Here is a 22,046-nt window from a genome sequence, read left to right as displayed (position 1 = left end):
ACCGGCCGCCCAAAGACTCAAGGGTGGGGAAATCCCCCTGGGAGGAGGGGTGTTGGTCCCAATGCGCCGAACGTGCCGGGGGCGGCAGAGTCCCGGCATGAACGTTTTTCGGCTCCGTAGGAGATCGGCCAAGCCCGGTGCGCTCGCCCTCGTGTGCGCCGTGACCGTACTGGCGGCGACCGGGTGCGACGGCGACCGGCAGCGCACCGCCCCGCCCACCGCCCTGACCGGGGCCCGGCAGTCCGCGCCACGCGGTGCGGTGGTCTCCGCGACACCGGTGGCGGACCTCGGCGCGAAGGAGGTCGTGGCGCGCCTGGCGAAGGCCGGTATCGACACGGCACAGGTCCGCTACGGCGTGCGGGCCCACCGGATCGTGTACCGCACCGTCGACACCGAGGGCAGGCCCACCACGGCCAGCGAGCTGGTCGCGATGCCGAAGAACGACGACCGCGACCTCAGGGTGGTCTCCTGGTTGCACGGCACGGAGGTGTACCGGGGGGAGGTGGCCTCGGTGAACGACGCATCCCGCGACCGGACCACGGCGTTGCTGTTCGCCTCGACCGGCCGCGCGGTCTCCGCACCGGACTACCTCGGTATGGGAAAGGGCCCCGGGATCCATCCGTACGGGCACGCGGAGGCGACCGTCACCGCCTCGGTGGACGCGCTGCGGGCGGCCCGGGCCTTCGCCCGCCGGGACGGTCGCAGCCTCGACCGGCGCGTGCTGGTCAGCGGGTTCTCCCAGGGCGGGCCTGCCGCGATGCTGGTCGGGCGGGCGCTGCAGAAGGGCGTCGACCCGTATTTCCGGCCGGGCGCCCTGGCCCCGATCTCCGGCCCGTTCGATCTGAGTGCCTTCGAGGCCGCCGCGGCGAACGACAAGGTCGTCCGGTCCTCGCTCTACCTCGCCTATTTCGTCACCGCGTGGAACCGGATGTACGGCCTGTACGACTCGACGTCCCAGGCGTTCCGCGCCCCTTATGACACGTCGGTGGAGAAGCTGTTCGACGGCAACCACCAGGCCCCGCAGATCGCGGCCGCGCTGCCCGCGACCTCGAAGGAACTGTTCACCGCGGAATTCCTCCAGGAGGTGCGCCACCCCACGGGGAAACTACGGCGGAAACTGCGGGTGATGGACAACACCTGCGACTGGCGGCCCGAAGTCCCGGTGCACCTGTTCCACGCCGAGGGCGACAAGGACGTCGCCTTCGCGAACTCCCTGTACTGCCAACGCCAGTTGAAGGACCGCGGGGCCGAGCAGCAGCTCACCGACGTCGGGCAGTTCGACCACTCCACGACGGTCCTCAAGGCCCTGCCGCAGGTGGTGCGCGCCTTCGACGCCGCCCGCTGAACCGGCGCGAGCGGGCGGCGCCGGTTGGTGCCGGGACGTCCTGATCGCCGACGGCGCCCTCGGCCGCCCGGCGCTATTTCTTGGCCTTCTTCCCCATGCCCAGGAGGGCGAACAGCGCCTCCGCGGCGCCGATGATCGCCAGCACCATCCCGGCCTTGTGAAGGGAGACCACCGGTGTCTGGACTTCCTTGGTGGTGAGCCACAGGATGACGCCGACGATCGCCAGTAAGACGCCGATCGCAATGCCCTTCATGAATTCCCTCGTTCCCGGTCGCTGGTGCGGAGTCGATTGACCGCACCAGCGTCCCGCCCCGTTCGGGCGCAGAGATCGTCCGCAGGTAGGCACTTCCGCCGGTGGCGGCTGGCACTTTCTCTGTACGCCGCGTCCTACCTGCGGCCCGGCGAAGGCGGCAACGCCCCACCGTGCAGGCGTTGATCGTCAAAGCGGCCCGGCGTGCCCCTCCGTCAGGCGACCGCCCGGGTGAAAATCCCTCCGCTTGGCTCACCCGGAACTGCCGCCCGCCCTGTCGACCGGTTACCTGGTGCCTGCCCCTCAGTCGCGACGAGCACGACGCCGCGACACCGCTGGAGCACGCAGGAGGAAGTGCCGCCATGTCGTCGCCGCTCGCCGGACGCACCGCCGGACCGATCCCGCCCACCGTGCGCGCCCTGGTCCCCCTTCTTCTGCTGCTGGGGGCCGCGGTCAGCACCGCGGCCCCCGCGGCGGCCGCCCCGCCACCGACGTCGGGCACCGACTGGGACCAGATCGCCGCCTGCGAGAGCAGCGGCGACTGGCACACCAACACCGGCAACGGCTACCACGGCGGCCTCCAGATCGCCCCGTCCACCTGGCGCGCCTACGGCGGCAGCCGCTACGCGGCGCGCGCCGACCTCGCCAGCCGCGCCGAGCAGATCGCGATCGGCGAGCGCATCGCCCAGGACCGCGGCCTCGCCCCCTGGCCCAACTGCGGCGACCAGGGCGCCCCGTCCTCCGACCGGGCCCTGCCCCGCCGTAGTCCCGCGCCCCACCGCGCCACCCCGCGGCGCACCGCGGCCCCGCACGGCACCTACACCGTGCGCCACGGCGACTGCCTCTCGGCCATCGCCCGCCGTGCGGACACCACCGGCGGCACCCGCACCCTCTACACGCTCAACAAAGAACGTCTCCCCCATGGGCCGGACGAGATCGTGCCGGGGCAGCGGCTGCGGTTGCGGTGAGGGGGAGCGCGGGGGACGCGCCCGCGGCGGCCTGGACCGGCCGGTGCGGCGCGAGGTACGGCATGCAGACGTCGTCCGCGACGACGAGGCCGAAGCCGACGACGGCGAGGGCGGTCACCACTGTGCCGAAACGAGACATGTACACGGTCTCCTTGGTGCGGTCGCCTGAGCGGGCGGGCAGGCGAGATCGCCGGCTGGCCGCCGTCAGGAAAGGGGGAAGCAGGAGGCCCTTGTCGGGATTCCTGTGGCCGAGAACATAGGGCGGATGACCATGGTGGTGCAAATTGCTGGAGTCGGCCCGGATTCGCCTTTGGGGTTAACGCAATTTCTGGCCGTGACAATTTCCTCTGGCATATGTCAGAGAGCTTGATGACGCGATGTCGCGGTGTTCAAAAGGCGCGGGTTGCTCGCTTCTGTCGCTTTTGCTGGGCTAACTCTCGGAGGGAATTTCCCGCCGGTGCCGCAGCCGGGTCAGGGCCTGCCGGGTGCGGGATTCCTCCGCGCGTGCGCCGATGCGCCGGTAAATGGCGAGGCTGGCCTCCAGGTGGACGACGGCCTGCCGGAGGCAGCCGATCCGCTGCTCGGCGCGGCTGAGGTCGTACAGGACGGCCGCCTCCTCGCCGGTGGCGCCGATGCGCCGGGCGGTGGCGAGGGCGGCCACGTGGCGGGGGATCGCCTCCTCGCTCCGGCCCGCCGCCTGCAGCGCTTTGCCGATGCCGTTCAGCGCGATGGCCTCGCCGCGCTGGTCGCCGACGCTGCGGAGGGTGGGCAGCGCGGTCTCGTACAGGTCGAGCGCCTCGGGGGCCTTGCCGGTGGTGGTGAGGACGCTCGCCAGGTTGATCTGGAGCGTGGCGAAGTCTCCTCGGCTCCCCAGGTCCCGGTGGGTTTCCAGGGCCTCTCGGTAGGCGTTCTCCGCCGCTTTGTGGTTGCCGTTTCGCATCTGTAATTCGGCGATATTGTTCAGTGTGCGATAGCGGCCCCTCTGGTCGCCGACGGACGAGAAACCCGCGAGCGCCTGGAGGAAGCACTGAAGAGATTTCTCCGTCTCTCCCAAGTAGAGGCAGGAGATGCCCAGGAGGTTGTAACTCCTCGCGATCTGCAATTGGTCCGAAGTTTGCAGTCGCAGATTGAGAGAAAGCTCCTGGAGGTCGCGTGCCGCGGCGTATTGCCCGGTGTGCCACAGGGGGATGGTCAGCTGGTGGAGGCATTCGCCTTCCAGCCCCGGATCCCGGAGCGTGCGCGCCAGGTCGAGGGCCTCCCGTGCCGTCCGGTGGGCCTCCTCGTACTGCCCGCTGTGCGCGCACACCGTACTGAGGTCGAGGAGGGAGCACGCCCGGGCCGCACGGTGGCCGGCCGCCTGCCAGTGCGCGACGGCGCGCCGCAGCAGCGGTTCGGCCGTCGCGAGGTACCCCTCCACGTCCATGAACCCGGCGAGGACGTGGGCGAGCGACGCCAGCCGGTCGGCCGGGCCGTGGGCGCGTACGTGCTCCAGGGCGGCCAGCAGGTTGGCGCCCTCGGTGATGAACCACTGCTGGGCGCCGTGCGCGGTGGCCGGGTGCGGTCCGGTCGCGGCGGGCGGCGCCGGGCCGTCCGGGGCCACCGCGACCCGGGCCCGGAACGGGAAGACCAGCCGGTCCGCCCGGTCCGCGACACAGAGGTAGTGGTCCGTCAGGCGCCGCACGGCCAGCCGGGAGTCGTCCGGGGTGTCGACGTCGAGTGCGGCGGGGGGCTCGTCGGCGACCAGGGAGCGGGCGTACTCGCGCACCAGGTCGTGCATCCGGAAGCGGTGCGGGGACGGTTCGGAGACCAGGTGGTACGCGTGGAGCTCCTCCACTGCGCGTTCCGTGACGTCGAACGGGAGTCCGGTCAGGGCGGTCGCGGCGGGGAGGCCGAACTCGCTGCCGGTGTGCAGCCCGATCCGCCGGAAGACCAGCCGTTCCAGCGGGGGCAGCGTGCGGTACGACAGCTCCAGGACCGTGGACATCCGCTGCTCGTGGTCGCGGATCGCCAAGAGGCGGTCGGGCCCGCTGTTCATCAGGCGCAGCAGGTCGGCGGTGGTCCAGGACGGCCGGGACAGCAGCCGGCTGGCCATGAGTTCGATGGCCAGGGGCACGTAGCCGCACAGCCGGACGATGTGCGCGACGTCCGCCCGGTCGGGGGCGGCGTGTGCTCCCAGCCGGTCTTCGAACAGGGCGATCGCGTCGTCGCGCGGCAGGACGTCGAGCGAGAGCGGCCGGACGCCGGGCAGGCCGGTGAGGCGCCGCCGGCTGGTGACGATCACCACCGTGGGGGAGGCTCCGGGGAGCAGGGGGCGGACCTGCGCGGGACCGGCGGCGTCGTCGAGGATCACCACCATGCGCCGGTCGCGCACCGCGCCCCGCCAGAGTGCGGCCAGTTCGGCCTCGTCCTGGGGTAGCGGGCCGGACGCCGGGTCCAGCAGGCGCAGCAGGGTGGTGAGCGCCTGCGCCACGCTCAGCGGTGGCTGGTCGGGTGTGTGGCCGCGCAGGTGCAGATAGAGCCGGCCGTCGGGAAAGCGGTGGCGCATCTGATGGGCGACGTGCACGGCCAGGGAGGTCTTGCCGATCCCGCCCATCCCGCCGATCGCTTCGAGGGTGACGACCGGCGCGGAGGCGCTGCCGGCCTCGGCGAGCGCCGCGCCGAGCCGCCGGACTTCGGCGCGGCGGCCGACCCACGGGACGTCGCGCAGCAGGTTGTCCGGGACGTCGACGGGGCGGGGGGCGGCGACCGGCGTCGTGGTGGCCGGGAGGAGCGTGGCCACCGGCGCCGAGGCGAGGATGCCCTGCTGGATCCGGTCCAGCCGGGGGCTGGCGTCGGTGCCGAGGTCGTGCACGATGCGCCGCTGGGTCCGGTGCAGCAGCCGGGTCGCGTCGGCGGTGCGTCCGCTGCCGTGCAGGGCGAGGGCGATCCGTTCGATGAGCCCCTCGTCGGCCGGGTGGTCCTCGGCGAAGGGCAGCAGGACGGGGACGGCTTCCCCGAACCGGCCGGCTTCGAGCAGGATCTCCGCCCGCAGCATCGCCGCGGCGAGGCTCTTCTCGCAGACCGCGGACCGTAGTTGGCCGGCCCAGTAGGCGGAGATGCCGGCCAGGGGCTCGCCGCACCACAGCGCGTCCGCGAGGCCGAGCAGGTGGAGTGCTTCCGCGGCGCTGTTGTTGTCCTTCAAGGAGCGCGCCTGGTCGACCAGGCTGACGTAGCGGCGCAGGTCGACGCGGTCCGGATCGACGTCCATGACATAGGAGTTGGCCCGGGTGAGGACCGCGGGCGCGGCCTGCCCGTCGGTCTCCAGTGCCTTGCGGATGCGGGCGACGTGCACGTAGAGGGCGTCCCGGGGCTTCGCCGGGGGATGGTCGTCCCAGATGCGGTGGACGAGCGTGTCCATGCTGACGGTGCGGCTCGCGTCCCAGGCCAGTGCGGCGAGCGCCAGACGGGTTTTGGTGGGGCCGGTATCGCGACGCCGGCCGGCCGCCCGCACCTCGACCGAACCGGAAAGCCGAATTTCGATCTCCACCAGCGCCCCCTCTCGCCGGTACCTGCCCCGCTTTATCGAGGATGGCATGCATGGCGTGACCGGTGCCATATGCGATTGGTTGAAGTCCAAATCTGACTTCACGATGAACGGCTTTGTTCAGGGGCTGCGAAAGCTGGGGAGATATGCCAACTGCCGTCTGGCGCGGCAGTATGGGGCTTGCATATGCCCGTGACAACTTAGTGAATCGCGAGGGGGAGGTTACGGACGTGCCAACTCCGGAATCGGACGCCCTGGAAGAGCTGCTATCGGCCATGGTCGGCTGCGGCGCACCGGCGGAATCCGACGCCTGGCGGGAATTCGCCCGCATCGCCCGCGCGGCCGCCGAGACCGACCCCGACGTGGCCCGCGCCTGGGCGGCGGCCGACCGCACCCCCGCGGCACTGCGCCGACTCGCCTTCTTCCTCACCGAGTTCGCGCGAAGCGAGCCGGCCGCCGGCCGGATGCTGGACGCGTGGACACGGCGCCACGCGCCCCCTCCCGGCGGACCGGCGCGCCCCGCTCCGCGCCATACCAACACCATCGACGGCACCGCGTACATCCAGGGGCAGAGCGTGCAGGCCCGCGACATCCAGGGCGGCATCCACATCCATCAGCAGGCCGCACCCGCCGTTCCGCGCCCCCGGCAACTCCCGCCCGTCCGCGACCGGTTGGTGGGCCGGGACGGCGACCTGCGGGTGCTGGACCGGCTCCGCTCCGGCCGGTGCGCCGGGGCCCGCTCCTTATTGGTCGTGAGCGGTTTCGCGGGAGTGGGGAAGACCACCCTGGTCGCCCGGTGGCTGCACGGACACGCGGACGACTTTCCCGACGGCCAGCTGTACGCCGATCTCGGCGGCCACGGCACCGGCGAGGCCGAGAGCGCCGGCGGGCCGCCCGCACCGCACGGCGGCCCGGTGCCGGCGGCGGCCGTGCTGGAGGCGTTCCTCCAGGCGCTCGGGGTGTCCTCGGTGCCGGCGGAAACCTCCCAGCGGGTCGCCCTCTGGCGCTCGGTGACCGCCGGGCGCCGGCTCGCGGTCATGCTCGACAACGCCTTCACGGCCGCGCAGGTCCGGCCCCTGCTCGTCGGGACACCGGGCAGCCTCACCGTGGTGACCAGCCGGAACCACCTCACGGGCCTGGTCGTCGACGGCGCCGCGGTCCACCGGCTGACCGCACTCAGCACGGAATCGGCGGTGGAACTCCTCGCGGCGGGCGGGGGCGGCGCCCGCGTCGAGCAGGCCCCGGACGCCGCCCGCGAGGTGGTCGCGCTCTGTGCCTGCCTTCCGCTCGCGGTCTGCCTGGCCGCCGCCCAACTGGCCATCCGCCCGCACCGGTCGGTCTCCGCCCTGGCCGACAGCCTCGCCGCGGACCAGGGGCCGCTCGACGCCCTGCAACTGGACGGCGACTCGGTGGTGCGCACCGCCCTGGACACCGCGTACCGCGCGCTCCCCGGTGACGCGGCCGCGCTGTACCGGACCCTGGGGCTGCTGCCCGCCGACCGCTACGACCTCCACCTGCTCGGCGCCGTCCGGGCCGATCGCGAGGGGCGGACCGACGCCGCGCTGAGCGCGCTGGTGGAGGCCCACCTCATCGAGGAGACCGGGCCCGGCACGTACCGCTGCCACGACCTCGTACGCGCGCACGCCCGGCGCCGCGGCGAGGACGAGGAGCCCGCCGCACGGCGCGCGGCGCTCCTCGACCGCTTCGTCGACTGGTGCCTGGCCACCGCCCGGACCGCCGAACGGCTGCTGACGCCCGGCCACCGCCCGGTGGCCGGCGACCTCGCCCTCCCGGACACCGTCCCCGCGCCGCTCGACGGCCCCGCCGGAGCCCTGGACTGGCTGGACACCCACCGGTCGGCGCTGATGGGCGCGGTGCGCCACTGCGCCCGGACGGGCCGGCACGCCCGGTGCTGGATGCTGGTGGACGCCCTCTGGCCCCTCTTCCTGCGGCTGCGCCCGACCGAGTCGTGGATCGAGGCGCACCGCCTCGGACTGGCCGCGGCCCGCAGCGACGGCCATCGGGAGGCCGAGGACCGCATGCTGACCTCCGGGGCCATCGGCCTGCGGGACGCCGGGCACCACGAGGAGGCGACCCGGTGGTACGCCCTGGCCCTGGACAACGCCACCGCCCACGGCGACCTCCGCCAGCAGGCCCAGGCACTCAACGGACTCGGCCACCTCGCCCTGCGCACCGGCCGCCTCCCCCAGGCCCGGGACCACTTCGAACAGGCCCTGCGACTACGGGAGTCCGTCGGCTACCGCAGGGGCGCGGCGCTCTCCCGGATCCGCCTCGCCGAGACCGCCCTGGCGGCCGACGACCCGGGAACGGCCGTCGGCCACCTGCGGCGGGCGCACACCGAACTGACGGCGGAAGAGGAGCACTACGAGGCCGCCCGCGCCCTCGCGCTCCTGGGCCGCGCCCTGGTCCGCGCCGGGGACCACGACGCGGGCACCGCCCGGCTGCGGGCGGCCCTGGCCGCCTTCCGGGAAGCCGGCGCCCGCTCGCAGCACTGGCAGGGCCGCTCACTGGAGTGGCTCGGCCAGGCCGCCCAGGAGCGCGGCGACCGGGCCGAGGCCGCCCGCTGCTACACCGCCGCCCGGGACCTCTACGCGCCGGTGAGCGCGTCGGACACCGAGCGGTTGGCGGACCGGCTGCGGCACCTGTGAACGGCACCGCAGCCCGCCCCGCCGGGCGCCGCGCCGCACCCCGGCTACCGGAGCGCCGCCCGCGCCGGCGTACCGGGCAGGACGGCGCGCACCGCCCCCGGGGGGCCGCCCGCGACCAGCCAGGCGTGCAGGACCGAGCCGACCAGGCAGGGCGGTACCGGTGGCCGGGACGGCGGGCCGCCCGGACCCCCGAACCACGCCACGGGTGCGCCGCGCACCGCGACGGCGCAGCCCGCCGCGGTGTGCGGGACCACCGCGACCAGGCTGCCCGGATGCCGCGCCAGCAGTGCGGCCGCGCGCCTCCGGGCCGCCCCGGGAGGCAGCGCGGTCCGCGCCACGAGCACGTCGGCGAACTCCGCCCAGCGGCCGTCCGGCCCGCCGTCGGGGTCGGCCCACAGATGGACGTCCGGTACGCCGCCGGCGGCCGGGCGGACGGGGCCGCGCCCCGGTACCGCCCGGCACACCAGCAGCCGGGCGCACGCCCGGCCCGCGCCGTCCGCGGAGCGCCAGCCGACCAGCACCGGGACCCCGGCCGCCGCACCGGCTCCGGCCCCGAAGCGGACCGTCGACCAGGCGGCGGGCGGCAGCGGACCGGCCGCCCCGGTCATCGGGCGGCTCCCAGGCCGGGGTCCGTCCACTCCTCCAGCGGCGGCGGGAGCGGGACCGGTGGCACCACCGGGGCGCAGGCCGGTTCGCCCAGCTCCAGCAGCCGGTAGAGGAGCGTCCGCATCCGCCGGTGGAACTGACCGGGCGCCGACGACAGCCGGCCCGCGGCCTGCGCGTACTGGTCCGGGCGGCGCTGCTCCGCCGCGTACCGCAGCTGCTCGGCCAGGGGGTGGGACGGGGAGAGGACCGGTGCCGTGGCGGCCAGCGCCGCCAACGGCGAGTGCGCCGAGATCTCGCGGCGCGGACCGGCGGTGAGCAGCACCGTGGCGTCGGTCAGCGCGGCGTACGCGGTCAGCGACCCGTGATCGCCGATCACCCAGTCCGCCGCGATCAGCGGGGCCTGCCAGTCCGCCTCGGGCGGTACCACCGCGATGCCGCGCCGTCGGCACGCGCCGAGCCAGCTGCGGACCTGCCAACCCCCGTGCCCCGCATAGACGTTGGGGTGCACCAGCAGCGCCGCCCGGTAGTCGGGTTCGGGAAGCTGGTGCAGCAGCTGCGGCAGCAGCGCGTCGAGCCGGCCGAAGGTGGACGTCGGGCCCCAGGTCGAGGTGACCACCACGAACCCCTGGGCCGGTGCGATGCCCAGTGCCGTGCGGTACCGCTCGCGCCGGGGCATTCCGGCGGCGATCCGGTCGTGGCACGGGTCCCCCGCGACGTGCGCCACCGGGAGCGCCTCGGGACAGGAGCGCGCCAGCTCGGCGAGGTCCCGGTCGTGGGAGTAGACCACGGCGGCCGGCACCAGCCGGCCCTCCCGCATCAGGTGCTGCCGGCTCATCATCCCCGGCGGCCGTGGTTCTCCGGGCGCCAGTGCCGAGGCGTCCCGCAGCAGTTTGATGTGGCCGGCGCCGTGCGACAGCCGCACGATCGGCGCCCGCACCTCGTGCACGCCCCGGGACCCGGCGGCCAGCGCCAGGTCGAACTCGGTGCGGATCGCCTGTTCCCAGGGCACCGTCGCGATGCCCAGCCCCCGGAGGTACGCGGACACCCCGTCGCCGAAGGCGTGCGGCGCGGCGGTGAAGACGACCTGCACCCGCAGGTCGGCCTCCAGCAGGCCGAACACCTCCGCCAGGCGTTGGGCGTACGCCAGGGTGTGCACCACCACCAGTACCCGTTTGCAGTCCTGCACGGTCGACCACTGACCTCGTTGGATCAGTGCCGAGACCGTCGATGTCGCAGACAACTCTTCCCCCATGAATGTCGGTTGAGGACAGTCCGAGGGGGAGGTGCCCGGCACCCCCTTCGCTTTCCTTGCAGCGCCCTTACAGGGCCTTGCAGCGACCTTGCGGCCCGGCCCCGGGCCCGTTCGCCACGCCCCGGACGGCCGCCGTGCGTCTCCCGTCATGCGGGCCGGGAGGGCCGTCATGGTGAATCCGGTGGTCGTTCAGGGTGAACGCGGGAGACCGGCCGATACGCCGGCTTGGCCGAGGTGCGGACTGCCGGTAGCAAGACAGCGGGGGGCCGCCAACCGTGAGGGCAGGATCGCACTGTGAAGAGAGCACGTCGCATGAAATGGGTGATGACAGGTCTTTTCGGCCTGCTCCTGGTGGGCAGCGGGGCGTCGCCGGCCATGGCGTGGGGGTACGGGGACGGGCCGTTCGAGGCGAGCGGGGACACCGTCAACAAGTTCATCGCCACCTTCCGGTGCGAGGGCCGGACCCGCTTCTGCATCAACGGCGCGGTCAACAGCGGTAACACCAGGAACGCGCAGAACGTCCGGATCACCGGGAACCCCAGCAGCAGCGGAAGCCCGACGAGCAGCAGCGGATCCAACAATTCGGGATCCACCGCCAACGGCAGCACGGCGGGCAGCTCCAACCAGATGCAGCAACACGGAGCGGGCGGCAGTCTGCATCTCTAGGCGGGATCCGCAGATGGGATTTCCAGGCGGATTTCCAGACGGGCACCAAAATTCCGAAGGCCCCGGGGAGACCGGGGCCTTCGGAATTTTCGGATACGTTCCGGACCAGGACCGGAGGCGGCTCAGCGGAGGATCTTGAGGATCCGGGACACGTCGTTCCGGCTGCCGCTCTCCGAACCCGTGGCGGTGTTGAGGCTGTTCGTGGAGCCGCCGGCGGTCTCGATGTTTCCGCTGTTCACCGGGTTGCCGCGGTTGAGGTAATTGTTGCTGTTCTTGCTGTTGCCGCTGCGGACCGGGCCGTTGACGCACGGGTGCGGTGACCGGTTGGCCGGGGACTGGTAATTGAAATCGGCGAGGCGGTTGTCGCACGTCACGCCGGAAATCATGCTGGTGATGGTGCCGACGTCGGCACCCGCCACCGTGGAGAGCAGTGAACCGTCCGGAGTGGTCTGCGCCTGCGCGGTTCCGGTGCCGAACAACACCAGACCGCATGCCCCGGCGACGGTTCCCGCCTGCACTAGTCTTTTCACGACGCTCCTTGTCCGATCGGCCGGCTGACCCAGACGTATCGTGCTGCGGTTGTCCACCGGTGGCCTTGAGAACCCGCAGGGAGCCAAACCCTCGCGGGCCATATTCAGCCGGGTGGCCCAATGGTCCGATCGGGCCCCCGCGGACGCGGCGCGGAGCGCGGAGGCGGGGGAAAACCCCACCACGAGTGGGCGGTCCGCCGGATGGGACCGCCCGGCCGCCTCAACGAGCCTGAGAACATGACGAGTTACAGGGGACTCAAGGCCCGGCGGGTGCTGCTGCTGGGACTGTCGGGAGTGATGGCCGCGGCGACGGTGAGCGTCGCGGCGCCGGGCGCACGGGCGGTGGACGAGGGCCGCGACGGTGCCGCGGCGCCCCGGCTCGCCTGGCGGGCCTGCGAGCGCACCGGCGGGCCGGCCGGGCAGGAGTGCGCCGAACTGCCGGTGCCGCTGGACTACCGCGACCCGGCGGGACCGCAGATCACGCTGGCGGTGACCCGGGTGCGCAGCGACCGGCCGGCGGCGCGGCGCGGCACGCTGCTGGTGCTCCCGGGCGGACCGGGCGGCTCCGGGGTCGCCCGGCTGACGCAGAAGGGCGTGGCGCTCCAGCGGCAGCTGGCCGGTGCGTACGACCTGGTCGGCTTCGATCCGCGCGGGGTGGGCGGCAGTACGAAGGCCGGCTGCGGACTGGACGCCGCGGACCGGGAGCTGGTCACGCTGCGGTCCTGGCCGGCGGCGGACGGCGGGATCGCGGAGAACGTCACCCGGTCCCGGCGGGTCGCAGAGGCGTGCGCGCGCAACGGGGGCGCGCTGGTGCGCAGCATGAGCACGGCCAACGAGGTGCGGGACATCGAGCGGCTGCGCCGCGCGCTGGGCGCGGAGAAGCTGTCCGCCTGGAGCGTGTCGTACGGGACGTACGTGGCGGCGGTGTACGCGCAGACCCATCCGGAGCGGACCGACCGGTGGGTACTGGACAGCAGCGGCGATCCGGATCCGAAGCGGGTGGAGCGGGGCTGGCTGGCCAACATGGCGCAGGCGGCGGACGACCGGTTCCCCGACTTCGCCGCCTGGGCGGCGGACCCGGCGCGGGCCGCGGACGGGCTGCGGCTGGCCCGACGGGCCGCCGACGTACGGCCGTTGTTCCTCGCGCTCGCGGCGGAGCTGGACCGGCGGCCGAAGCCGTCGAACGTGCCGGGGGCGCCGTTGACCGGCGACCGGCTGCGGCAGGTGATGCAGAGCGCGCTCTACGGCGACCAGACGGCCTTGGCCGGCCTGGCCGCGCTGATCAAAGCGGCCCAGGACCCCGCCGCCACCCCGCAGTTGCCGACCGACGTGGCCGGGCCGATGCCCGACACCGATGCCGCCGTGACGGTCGGGACCATCTGCAACGACGTGGCGTGGCCGCGGGATCCGGACGGCTACCGGCGGGCGGTGGCGCGCGACCGGGTGCGGCACCCGCTCACCGCCGGGATGCCGGTGAACATCACGCCCTGCGCGTTCTGGCAGGACCGGCCGGCCGACGAACCGGTCCGGATCACCGACCGGGGACCCGCCAACGTACTGATGGTGCAGAACCTCCGGGACCCCGCGACGCCGTACTTCGGGGCGGAGAAGATGCGGGCGGCGCTCGGTGAGCGGGCCCGGATGGTGACCGTCGACCGCGGCGGACACGGTGTGTACCTGGCGCACGGGAACGCGTGCGGGGACCGGACGGTCACCGCGTTCCTGCGGGACGGCGAGCGGCCGCGGCAGGACGTGTACTGCGCGGGGTGAGCCGGGGCCGGGCCGCCTCCGGGCGGCCCGGCCGCGTGCGGGGCGGGCCCCGCGGTGTGCCGTCAGGCGACCGGCGGGGCGCCCTCGCGGGCCCGGGCCACGGCCCGCCGGACGGCGGCGTCGATCGCCGGCAGCGCGTTCGCGAGGTCGGTGTAGGGGACGTGCTCCACGGCGGCCACCGTGTGCAGGCCCCGGACCAGGAAGGTGTAGTACTGCTCGCGCTCCAGGAGCAGCACGATCGGTTTGCCGAAGGCGCTGGCCCAGCCGATCTCGATATGGGTGCCGGGGGAGGCCGGCGAACCGGGCAGGGCCACGAAGACGTCGGCCTTGCGGATCTCCTCCTGGTCGATCCGGGTGCACTCCTCGGGCTGCATCAACTCCGCGCCCCACGCCTCCCGGCGGTGCGCGTTGTGGACGTCCAGACCGTGGCCCTCGAAGTGCTTGATGAGCAGGGAGAAGGACGAGCGGCTGGCCTCCGGCATCTCGCCGGTGGCCGGGTCGAGCAGCTGGAGGAAGGGCCCGGCCAGGAAGAGCGAGCGGACGCCGAGGTCGCGGGCCAGGGAGGCGGTGGACGCGGTGGACGCGGTGGGTGTGGCGGGTGTGGTCATGCGGACACCTCTGGGTCGGACGGGTCGAAGGCGGTGGGTCCGGTGGCTCAGTCCTTCTGGAAGCACTGGATGTAGGCGTCGCCGCTGGTGCCGTAGGTGTACTCGGTGGTGTCGTACGCGGTGTACTCGTGGCGGTGCACGCGGATGGTGCGGAAGTGCGGGAGGTACTGCCAGCGGAGTTCCGGCTTGGTGCTGAAGAACGGGATGAAGACGCCGCCGGGGCGCAGGATCCGGACCACCTCGGGCATGGTCCGGGCCCACAGGTCCGCGTCCTTCCAGACCTCCATGTCGAGCGCCGGGTCGAAGAACATCCCGTCGATGCTCTCCGAGGGCAGCTCGAAGACCCGCTGGAAGAAGTCGCCGCGCTCGATGGCGAGATTGCCGGGGAGTTCGGGGTGCCGGGCCCGGAACAACTCCTCCACCTCGTCGAAGAGTTCGAGGACGGTGTGGCTGCGGGTGGCCGGGTTCTCCGCGATGCGCAGCGCCGACAGGCCGAGGCCCAGCCCGACCTCGTAGAAGTCGTGGCCGTGCCGGCACAGCAGGTCGGCGCTGGCCCACATCAGGTCGCGCTCCCAGGCCTGCATGGCCTGTTCGCCGCCGATGCTCAGGGTCACCTCGCCGTCGGTCTCGATCAGTTCGATCGCCGGCTTGGTCTGCTCCGTGGTGGGGGTCTCCATGGCAGGGCTCCTTCGTCCGTGCGGTGGTGGTGTGCCGCGTGGGTGTGCGGCGGTGCGTCCGGTCCGGTGCGGGGAGTGCGGGGCTCGTGGCGGGTGGGGATCGGGTGGTGCCGGATGGGGTCACTCACGCGGCGGGACCACCCCGAAGTGGCGGCGGGCCGTCGAGACGGCGAGGTCCTGGACGGCGAAGACGGTGAAGTAGTACGCCTGCGGGGCGGTGCCGGGGGCGCAGCGGATCCGGAAGCGGACGTCCGTGGACTCCCCTTCGGGGACCCGGACCTTGGTGGCGGCCGGCTCGACCACGGTGTCCTCGCGCAGGTAGCCGGGGACGAACAGGCCCAGCCGGACCGGGCCGGGCCGCGGAGCGGTGAGCGCGGCCCGGACCTCCAGGACGCCGCCCTGTTCGACCTCGTCGGCGGCGTACGCGAGCAACCCGGGGGCGTCCGGCACCCGGAAGGTCACGTCGCCGCACCGCATGCAGACCGTGCAGACGGTGTCCAGCACGTACGGCAGCAGGCCGCGCCGGGTGAACTCCTGGGCGGGGCGCCCGCAGTGGCAGCGGGCCTCGCGGACGTCCGGGTCGAGGGTGCTGCGGTCCCCGAAGTGCGCCGGGTAGTTCATGATCTCGTGCTCGGGGTTCTTCGCGACCTGCTCGGCGATGACGTGGTCGAGGGATTGCAGGTCCGCGGCGAGCGAGCTGCGGATCTCGGCCGGGGACTGGTCGGCGAGGTGGGTGGGGCGGGCCGCCCACAGGTCCACCTTGCGGGCGAGCTTGGTCAGGCGGGGCCGCAGCGGGCTCCGGGGCGACAGCAACCCGGAGGAGAGCAGGGCGGTGAGCCGGTGGCCGGTGGTGAGGACCAGCGGGTCCGGTCGGTGGTCCGCGGGGCCGGGCGGGGACGGCGTGCGGTCCGGGTCGGTGGGCAGGCCGTGGCGCATGAACGCCGGGTAGGGGTGGGAGCCGGCCAGGCTGGCGTTGAGGGCGTCCACCGAGTCGGCGCCGCTGACCGCGGCGCGCATCCAGGCGACGTTCTCCGGGCGGTCGGAGTCGTGGACCGAGACGGCCGGGACGACGGTGCGGGCCGGGCCGTCCAGGGCGTTGAGCAGCAGCTGGTACTTGGGGTCGTAGAGCGCGAGGTCGGCGAGCGGGCCGCTGTTGCAGGCGCTGAGCACCACCTCGACGGCGGGCACCCGGTGCAGCGGGACGAGCTTGTCCTCGGGCTTGTAGCACGGCAGACCGTAGGCGCAGCGGGGGCCGAGCAGCCCGCGCTGGGCGGGCACCGCGGCGTTCCGGCCGCAGATGGTGAACTCGCCGAGGTTGACGCTGTCGTCCTTGCCGTGGCCCTGGAAGACCACCCGGCGCCAGCGGGTGTCGAGGATCTCCGCCTGGATGTCGGTCCGTTCGAAGTCCCGGTCGTCGAAGACCCGGACGCCGGGCAGGTGCGGGGGCCGGTCGGTGTCGGTGAACAGCCCGAGCGCGTCGACCTCCTCGGCCGGCACCGCGTACTGCTTGGCGGTGTTCCAGGCGACGGACGCCCCGTCCCGCCCGCTGAGCAGGGTGAGCGCCCGCTCCCGGCCCCGGTAGGTGGCCAGCAGCAGGGCGCGTACCGGATCGAGGGTGAGCCGGTCGTAGGTGCCGACGAGCAGCAGCGTGCCCGGGTGGCGGCGGGCGAACCCGGCGGCGTCACCGGTCAGTTCGTCCTCGCTCAGCCAGGTCCGGGCGAGCGGGCGGGCCAGTTCCGCGGTGCCGTCGAGGAGTTCCTTCGCGCCCAGCACGATGCCGGTGTCCAACGGACGGGGGACGCGGGCGGCGGTGTAGAGGCGGTCGGCGAGACGGGCGCTCTCCGCCAGGTCGGGGCGGCCCTCGACCGGTACCGGCAGCCCCGCACGGGCCGGGTCGGCCAGGAACTCCCGTACCGCACCGGGAAGTTCGTCGGTACTCACCGGACGGAAGAGGGCGTCGTCCGGCCGGGGGCCGTGGTGCCGCTCTTCGGTGGCGGCAGGCTTCATGGGGGACACCTCGTGTTCGTGCGCGGATGGGGGTGGCGGGTTCTTGCGGGGCGGAGCGGGGGGATGGGCGGGAGGGTCGGACGGGGGCGCCGGGCGGCGGTGGCCGGGCGCACCGTTTCACGTGAAACCAGGGGCAGTTGGGCGGTGTCACGTGAAACCGTGGTGCGGTCGGTTGCTTCACGCGGAACGGCGGTGTGTGCGGTTGTTCCACGTGAAACCGAGGCCGGTGCGGTTGTTTCACGTGAAACGGGGTGTCCGTGGAGGGCGCGCCGTTCACGCCACCGCCTCCGCCGGGACCGGCCGGGTGCCGCGGGCCAGCAGTCCCCGGCAGGCGAACGCCAGCGCGGCGCCCGCCAGCGCCACCGCGAACGCGGCCCCGAAGACCCCGTGCGGTCCCAGCGGCGCCATCAGCAGCCCGCCCATCTGCTGGCCCAGCGCGTCCCCGGTCACCGTCGCCAGCGACGCCCAGGTGAACGCCTCGGTCAGCAGCCGCTCCTCGGCGACCGCGCCGACCAGCGTCATCTCGCTCGCCGAAACCAGTGCGATGGGGGCGCTGCCCAGCGCCAGCGCGACCGCCAGGGTGCCCTCGGAGGTGGCCAGCAGGGGCAGTGCGGTGCCCAGGGCGTAGCCGAGCACCTGGCGCGGGAACCGCCGGTGCACCGCGACCTCGGACTGCGCCCGTCCCAGGCACAGCGCGCCGAGCGCACTGCCCACGCCCCAGCAGGCGTACACCAGGCCGGTGCCGGCGCGTGCCCCGTGTGCGTCCACGAAGGCCGGGATGGCCAGCGTCATCAGACCGATCGGCACCGCGCAGGTCGCCATGATCGCGGTGAGCGCCAGCAGCGCCGGGTTCCGCAGGGGGCCCAGGACACCGGGTGCCGGCGCGTCGTCCGCGTCGGCCGGGGCCGGTCGGACGCCGCCCGCCGCGGCCCGGGTGAAGGCAAGGCCCAGCGCGCCCGCGCCACCGGTCACCGCGGCCGCGGTCAACGCGAGCCCCGCGGTGCCCGCCAGCATCAGCCCGGCGAGCAGCAGCGGTGCCCCGATCACGAGGACCTCGGTGAGCAGCGCCTCCCAGAGGTACGCCAGCTGGCGCTCGTCGTCCGCCAGCGGCAGCCGCGCCCACAGCGACCGCATCACGGAGTTGGCCGGCGGCAGTGCCAGTCCGGCCAGTCCCGCCATCGCGGGCTGCGCCCAGCCGCCCGGCTCGGTCGCCCAGACGAGGACGGCGAGCGCGGACGGGTGGACCAGGCCGGTGCCGATCAGCACGGCCCGCGGACCGGCCCGGTCGGCGCGGCGGGCGATCAGCGGGCTGCCCACCGCCATGCAGACGGTGTAGGCCGCCGCGACCGTCCCGGACTGGGCGTAGCTGCCGCCCTGTTCACGGACCAGCAGGACCATGGCCAGGGACATCAGATAGACGGGCAGCCGGGCGACCACGCTCCACCAGGCCGGTCCCGCCACCTGGCGGCGGGTCAGCAGGGCGCGGAACCCGCGGGACGACCTCGATCGTGAAGGCGTCGAGAACCTGGCGCATGCGGTCTTCCACTTCACGGATCGTTGCTCCTGACACATGGACGTGGCCGGATGCGTTGTGCGAGGCGCGCCGGGCCGCCACCGGGTCGCCGGCACCCACCTTGAGAACGGCGTCGAGCACCCCGGGGATGCGCAGCAGCTCCTCCCGTGCGGTGAGCGTGCGGACCGTCCCGGACCCGGGCAGCGGCAGCAGCAGGTCGCCCGCGCAGCGCCGCGTGCCGTAGCGCAGCTCCGGGCGGCGGCCCAGATACACGTCCAGGGTGGCGCCGAAGACGTCGAAGCCGTAGGCGTGCCCGTGGTTGGCGGTGATCTCGCAGCCGGCGATCCGCAGGCCGATCTCGCCCGCGTAGACCTCCCCGTCGATGACGAAGAACTCCATGTGGACGTAGCCGTGGTCGAGTTCCATGCCGGTGGCGATCCGCTGGACCAGGGCGTGCAGCGCGGCGCGGGAGGCGTCCGGGGTGGCGGCGATCCGGGGCACCTCGTCGGTGGCCACGCTGATGTTGGCGTTCATCGCGCCGTCGACGATGTCCAGCGGACGGCAGGGCATCGCGCTGGGCCAGACGTCCAGCACCTCCCCGCCGTGCAGCAGGGCGCAGACCTCCCACTCGGTGCCGCCCAGGTACTCCTCGACCAGCCGGTCCCGGGCGCCGAAGGCGGGACCGGAGTGCCCCGCAAGGTCGGCGGGGCCGGTCAGCCGGTAGGTGTCGACGCAGGCGAAGGAGTCCGCGGGCTTGAGGACGACCGGCCAGCCGCACCGGGCGGCGAAGTCCGCGACCTCTTCGGGGGAGGCGACCCGGGCGTACCGGGCGGTGCGCAGCCCCAGGTCGCGGAAGCGGTCCTTCATGGCGCCCTTGTCGCGCACCCAGCGCACCTGGCGCTCGGTCAGATGCGGCAGTCCGGCCAGTGCGGCGAACCGCTGGGCGACCGCCTGGCGCGGCTCGGACGGATTGCAGAACCGGTCCGGTGCGTGGGGCAGCCCGCGGGTCCACTCCGCGTACCGGCGCGCCTCCTCCGCCAGGGGCACGCCCTCCCGCACCCAGAACGCCGGCAGGTGCGCGGTCGCGCGGAGGTAGTCGTCGGACAGGTCCCGGCGGGCCTCGGCGAACCGCAGCAGCACCAGGTCCTCGGGGAGCGCCCGGGCCGCGTACCGGGTGAAGGAGGTGGCCCGGTCGTCCGCCATCAGCAGCACCGGGCGCCGTCGGCCGCTCATACCGACTCCAGGACTTCGCGTACCGCTTGCACGGCGTGGGCCTGTTCGGCCTCCGGGAGTTCCGGGGACAGCGGGACGCACAGGGTGCGTCCGAGCAGGTCGCGGGTCCGGGCGAAGCCGTCCCGGCTCAGCGTCAGCGGCTGCCCCTCCGGTACGAGGTTCCACGGGAAGCCGTCGGCGTAGAGCGAGCGCCGGCCGGTCAGGACCGGGTGCTCGGGCAGCAGGTACTTCCCGAGCGTCCAGTTGGCGATGCCCTTGGCGGTGAGCGCGGCCACCGCGGCGTCCCGCAGCTCCTGGCTCTCCCAGCGGAACCGCAGGCTGATCTTGACGTCGCCCTCGGCCCGCGGCAGCACCTCCAGGTCCCGGCGGGCCGGCAGCTCCGCCATCGCCATGGCGTGCTGCCGCTCCAGCCCGGCCAGCAGTTCGTCCAGGTGCCGGAACTGCTGGTACTGGATGGCCGCGACGCCCTCGCTGGTGACGAAGTTCTCGCCGTAGTAGGCGTCCGCGTTCCAGGTGGGATAGCGGCCGGGGACCCGGGCCGAGCCGTGGTCGTGGTAGCAGCGCATGGTGTGCCAGGCGGCCGGGTCGTTGGTGGTGACCAGTCCGCCCTCGCCGGAGGTGAGCACCTTGTTGTGGTGGAAGCTGAAGGTGCCGGCGTAGCCGCGGGTGCCGGTGTGCCGCCCGTCGGGGAAGCGCGCGCCGAGCGCCTGCGCGCTGTCCTCGATGACGTACGGCACGCCCTCCGGGAGCGTCGCCGCGGTGCCCTCCATGTGGGCGACGACGACCCGTTGTGCGTCCGGCGGCAGCAGCGTGGTGTCGAGGGAGAGCGACTCGTCGACGTCGACGAGGACCGGGACCAGCCCGCTCGCGAGCACCGCCCCGGCGACCGCGACGAAGGTGGCGGCCGGGATGTGGACCAGGTCGCCGGTGCGCGGGCGGGTGGAGACCAGGGCCAGGCGCAGCGCCTCGGTACAGTTGTGGACTGCCAGCACGTGGGCCGCGCCGAGGCGTTCGGCGACCCGGCGCTCCAGTCGGGAGGCGAGGGACTCGTTCTCGGTCTGGTAGCGGAACAGCACGCCGTGGCCGATGGCCTCCTCCAGCTCGGCCATGTCGGACCAGTCGAGGTAGTTGGCTCCGTAGGGCAGGAAGCGCTGCCCCAGCCGCTTGTCGAGGCTCATCGCAGTTCGGCCTCCGTGATCGGGTGCACGGACGCGTCCACGACCATCTCCTGGCCCCGGTAGTTGCGCAGCCGCAGCCCGCCTTCGGTGGGGGTGAAGTACGGCTGGGCGAGGGGGATCTTGCCGATCTTCGTGGTGAGGACGTACTGCGGCACCCCGAAGCCGGTGATGTGTCCCTGGAGGCCCTCCATGATCTCCCAGCCCTTCTCGATGGAGGTCATGAAGTGCGAGACGCCGGTGACGTTGTCGCAGTGGTAGAGGTAGTAGGGCCGGACCCGGATGCGCAGCAGCTCGGTCATCAGCGTGCGCATGGTGGGCACGTCGTCGTTGACGCCGCGCAGCAGCACGGTCTGGTTGCCGACCGGGATGCCGTGCCGCAGCAGCCGGTCGACCGCGGCGGCGGCCTCGGGGGTGATCTCCTTGGGGTGGTTGAAGTGGGTGTTCAGCCACACCGGGTGGTACCGGGCGAGCATTTCGCAGAGCCCGTCGGTGATCCGCTGCGGCAGCAGCACCGGGAAGCGGCTGCCGATCCGGATGATCTCCACGCTGGGGATCGCCCGCAGCCCGGAGACGATCTGCTCCAGCTTGCCGTCCTGGTAGGAGAGCGGGTCGCCGCCGGTCAGCAGGACGTCGCGGATCTCCGGGTGGTCGGCGATGTAGCGCAGGTCCTCTTCGTAGGACTCGCCCTCGTTGTCGCGGAAGTAGGTGCCGGAGACGTCGGTGGTGTGGAACTTGCGGGTGCAGTGCCGGCAGTAGACCGGGCAGCTCTCCGTGATCAGCATGATCACCCGGTCCGGGTACTTGTGCACCACGCGGTTGGTCTTCCGGTAGAACATGTCGCCGACCGGGTCGACCTCGGCGCCGGAGTACTCGGCCAGTTCGCCGAGTGCGGGCACGCCCTGCTGCCGGATGGGGCAGGCGGGGTCGAGCGGGTCCATCAGGGACGCGTAGTACGGGGTGACGCTCCACCGGTACTTCCCGGCCGACTCCGCGATGGCCTTCTCCTCGCCGGGGGTGAGGGTGAGCCAGTCCCGGGCCTTCTCGACGTTGGTGATGCGCTTGCGCATGTGCCAACGCCAGTCGTTCCACTGCGCGTCGGGGATGTCGGGTCGGGCGGGGGCGGCGCCGTCGCCACGGGCGGACGCGGCGCCCTCGTCAGGGGTGGATGCGGCGCCTTCGTCGGGGGTGGGCGGGCCGGGGGGCTCCGGCGGGCGGGCGGTGGTGCGGGTTTCGCCGGCGGTGCGGGACATG

The 22,046-nt window shown here is 73.4% G+C and carries 17 protein-coding genes; 5 read left to right on the top strand and 12 right to left on the bottom strand.

Going from position 1 to position 22,046, the window contains the following annotated elements; genetic code table 11:
* The first annotated feature begins 97 nt into the window (after positions 1 to 97).
* Complete coding sequence (locus CG747_RS06570) at positions 98 to 1,345, top strand: hypothetical protein (RefSeq protein ID WP_257980254.1); 1,248 nt, start codon at positions 98 to 100, stop codon at positions 1,343 to 1,345.
* A gap of 73 nt (positions 1,346 to 1,418) precedes the next feature.
* On the opposite strand, the gene CG747_RS06565 is transcribed toward CG747_RS06570, so the two are convergent.
* Complete coding sequence (locus CG747_RS06565; protein ID WP_100600669.1) at positions 1,419 to 1,598, bottom strand: DUF5708 family protein; 180 nt, start codon at positions 1,596 to 1,598, stop codon at positions 1,419 to 1,421.
* Between the two features lie 359 nt (positions 1,599 to 1,957).
* On the opposite strand from CG747_RS06565, the gene CG747_RS06560 reads away from it, so the two are divergent.
* Complete coding sequence (locus tag CG747_RS06560) at positions 1,958 to 2,563, top strand: transglycosylase family protein (RefSeq protein WP_100600668.1); 606 nt, start codon at positions 1,958 to 1,960, stop codon at positions 2,561 to 2,563.
* Positions 2,564 to 2,993: 430 nt separating this feature from the next.
* Here CG747_RS06560 and CG747_RS50665 read toward each other — a convergent pair whose 3' ends face one another.
* Positions 2,994 to 6,089 carry a tetratricopeptide repeat protein gene (locus tag CG747_RS50665; protein ID WP_100600667.1) on the bottom strand — a complete coding sequence of 1,032 codons (3,096 nt, stop codon included), beginning with the start codon at positions 6,087 to 6,089 and terminating at the stop codon, positions 2,994 to 2,996.
* Between the two features lie 227 nt (positions 6,090 to 6,316).
* On the opposite strand from CG747_RS50665, the gene CG747_RS06550 reads away from it, so the two are divergent.
* Positions 6,317 to 8,755, top strand: a complete 2,439-nt coding sequence (locus CG747_RS06550) for a tetratricopeptide repeat protein (RefSeq protein ID WP_257980253.1) — start codon at positions 6,317 to 6,319, stop codon at positions 8,753 to 8,755.
* Positions 8,756 to 8,799: 44 nt separating this feature from the next.
* Here the strand turns inward: CG747_RS06550 and CG747_RS06545 are convergent, their stop codons facing one another.
* Complete coding sequence (locus CG747_RS06545) at positions 8,800 to 9,363, bottom strand: hypothetical protein (RefSeq protein WP_100600665.1); 564 nt, start codon at positions 9,361 to 9,363, stop codon at positions 8,800 to 8,802.
* Positions 9,360 to 10,601 (bottom strand): hypothetical protein, encoded by a 1,242-nt coding sequence (locus tag CG747_RS06540; RefSeq protein ID WP_374701745.1) that lies wholly within the window; start codon positions 10,599 to 10,601, stop codon positions 9,360 to 9,362. Before CG747_RS06540 ends, CG747_RS06545 begins: the two co-directional genes overlap by 4 nt.
* A gap of 336 nt (positions 10,602 to 10,937) precedes the next feature.
* Here CG747_RS06540 and CG747_RS06535 point away from each other — a divergent pair, with 336 nt between their 5' ends.
* Entirely contained in the window at positions 10,938 to 11,279 is a 342-nt protein-coding gene (locus tag CG747_RS06535; RefSeq protein ID WP_100600663.1) for a hypothetical protein, read from the top strand.
* 122 nt (positions 11,280 to 11,401) lie between these two features.
* On the opposite strand, the gene CG747_RS06530 is transcribed toward CG747_RS06535, so the two are convergent.
* A complete protein-coding gene (locus CG747_RS06530) occupies positions 11,402 to 11,797 on the bottom strand; it encodes a hypothetical protein (protein WP_100600662.1) in 396 nt (131 codons plus the stop codon).
* 249 nt (positions 11,798 to 12,046) lie between these two features.
* On the opposite strand from CG747_RS06530, the gene CG747_RS06525 reads away from it, so the two are divergent.
* The gene (locus CG747_RS06525) at positions 12,047 to 13,579 is read left to right on the top strand and encodes an alpha/beta hydrolase (protein WP_100600661.1); all 1,533 of its coding nucleotides are present in this window, start codon (positions 12,047 to 12,049) and stop codon (positions 13,577 to 13,579) included.
* A gap of 62 nt (positions 13,580 to 13,641) precedes the next feature.
* Here the strand turns inward: CG747_RS06525 and CG747_RS06520 are convergent, their stop codons facing one another.
* From CG747_RS06520 to blsG, 7 genes are all read right to left on the bottom strand, one after another.
* The gene (locus CG747_RS06520) at positions 13,642 to 14,187 is read right to left on the bottom strand and encodes a nucleoside 2-deoxyribosyltransferase (RefSeq protein WP_100600660.1); all 546 of its coding nucleotides are present in this window, start codon (positions 14,185 to 14,187) and stop codon (positions 13,642 to 13,644) included.
* 47 nt (positions 14,188 to 14,234) lie between these two features.
* Positions 14,235 to 14,864 (bottom strand): class I SAM-dependent methyltransferase, encoded by a 630-nt coding sequence (locus tag CG747_RS06515; RefSeq protein ID WP_100600659.1) that lies wholly within the window; start codon positions 14,862 to 14,864, stop codon positions 14,235 to 14,237.
* A gap of 120 nt (positions 14,865 to 14,984) precedes the next feature.
* Positions 14,985 to 16,871, bottom strand: a complete 1,887-nt coding sequence (locus tag CG747_RS06510; protein ID WP_100600658.1) for a hypothetical protein — start codon at positions 16,869 to 16,871, stop codon at positions 14,985 to 14,987.
* Positions 16,872 to 17,144: 273 nt separating this feature from the next.
* Positions 17,145 to 18,332, bottom strand: coding sequence for an MFS transporter (locus CG747_RS06505; protein WP_257980252.1), 1,188 nt, complete (start codon positions 18,330 to 18,332; stop codon positions 17,145 to 17,147).
* Positions 18,250 to 19,617 carry an ATP-dependent carboxylate-amine ligase gene (locus tag CG747_RS06500; RefSeq protein WP_180985416.1) on the bottom strand — a complete coding sequence of 456 codons (1,368 nt, stop codon included), beginning with the start codon at positions 19,615 to 19,617 and terminating at the stop codon, positions 18,250 to 18,252. The genes CG747_RS06505 and CG747_RS06500 overlap by 83 nt, the downstream gene beginning before the upstream one ends.
* Complete coding sequence (locus CG747_RS06495) at positions 19,614 to 20,795, bottom strand: DegT/DnrJ/EryC1/StrS family aminotransferase (protein WP_100600657.1); 1,182 nt, start codon at positions 20,793 to 20,795, stop codon at positions 19,614 to 19,616. Before CG747_RS06495 ends, CG747_RS06500 begins: the two co-directional genes overlap by 4 nt.
* Complete coding sequence (gene blsG, locus CG747_RS06490; protein ID WP_100600656.1) at positions 20,792 to 22,045, bottom strand: arginine 2,3-aminomutase; 1,254 nt, start codon at positions 22,043 to 22,045, stop codon at positions 20,792 to 20,794. The genes CG747_RS06495 and blsG overlap by 4 nt, the downstream gene beginning before the upstream one ends.
* Position 22,046: the final 1 nt, after the last annotated feature.

The organism is Streptomyces sp. CB02959 (assembly GCF_002803155.1).
In the GTDB taxonomy this organism is placed as follows: domain Bacteria; phylum Actinomycetota; class Actinomycetes; order Streptomycetales; family Streptomycetaceae; genus Streptomyces.
The sequence above is the reverse complement of the archived record's forward strand: the minus strand, read 5'-3'. Positions and strand labels throughout refer to the sequence as shown.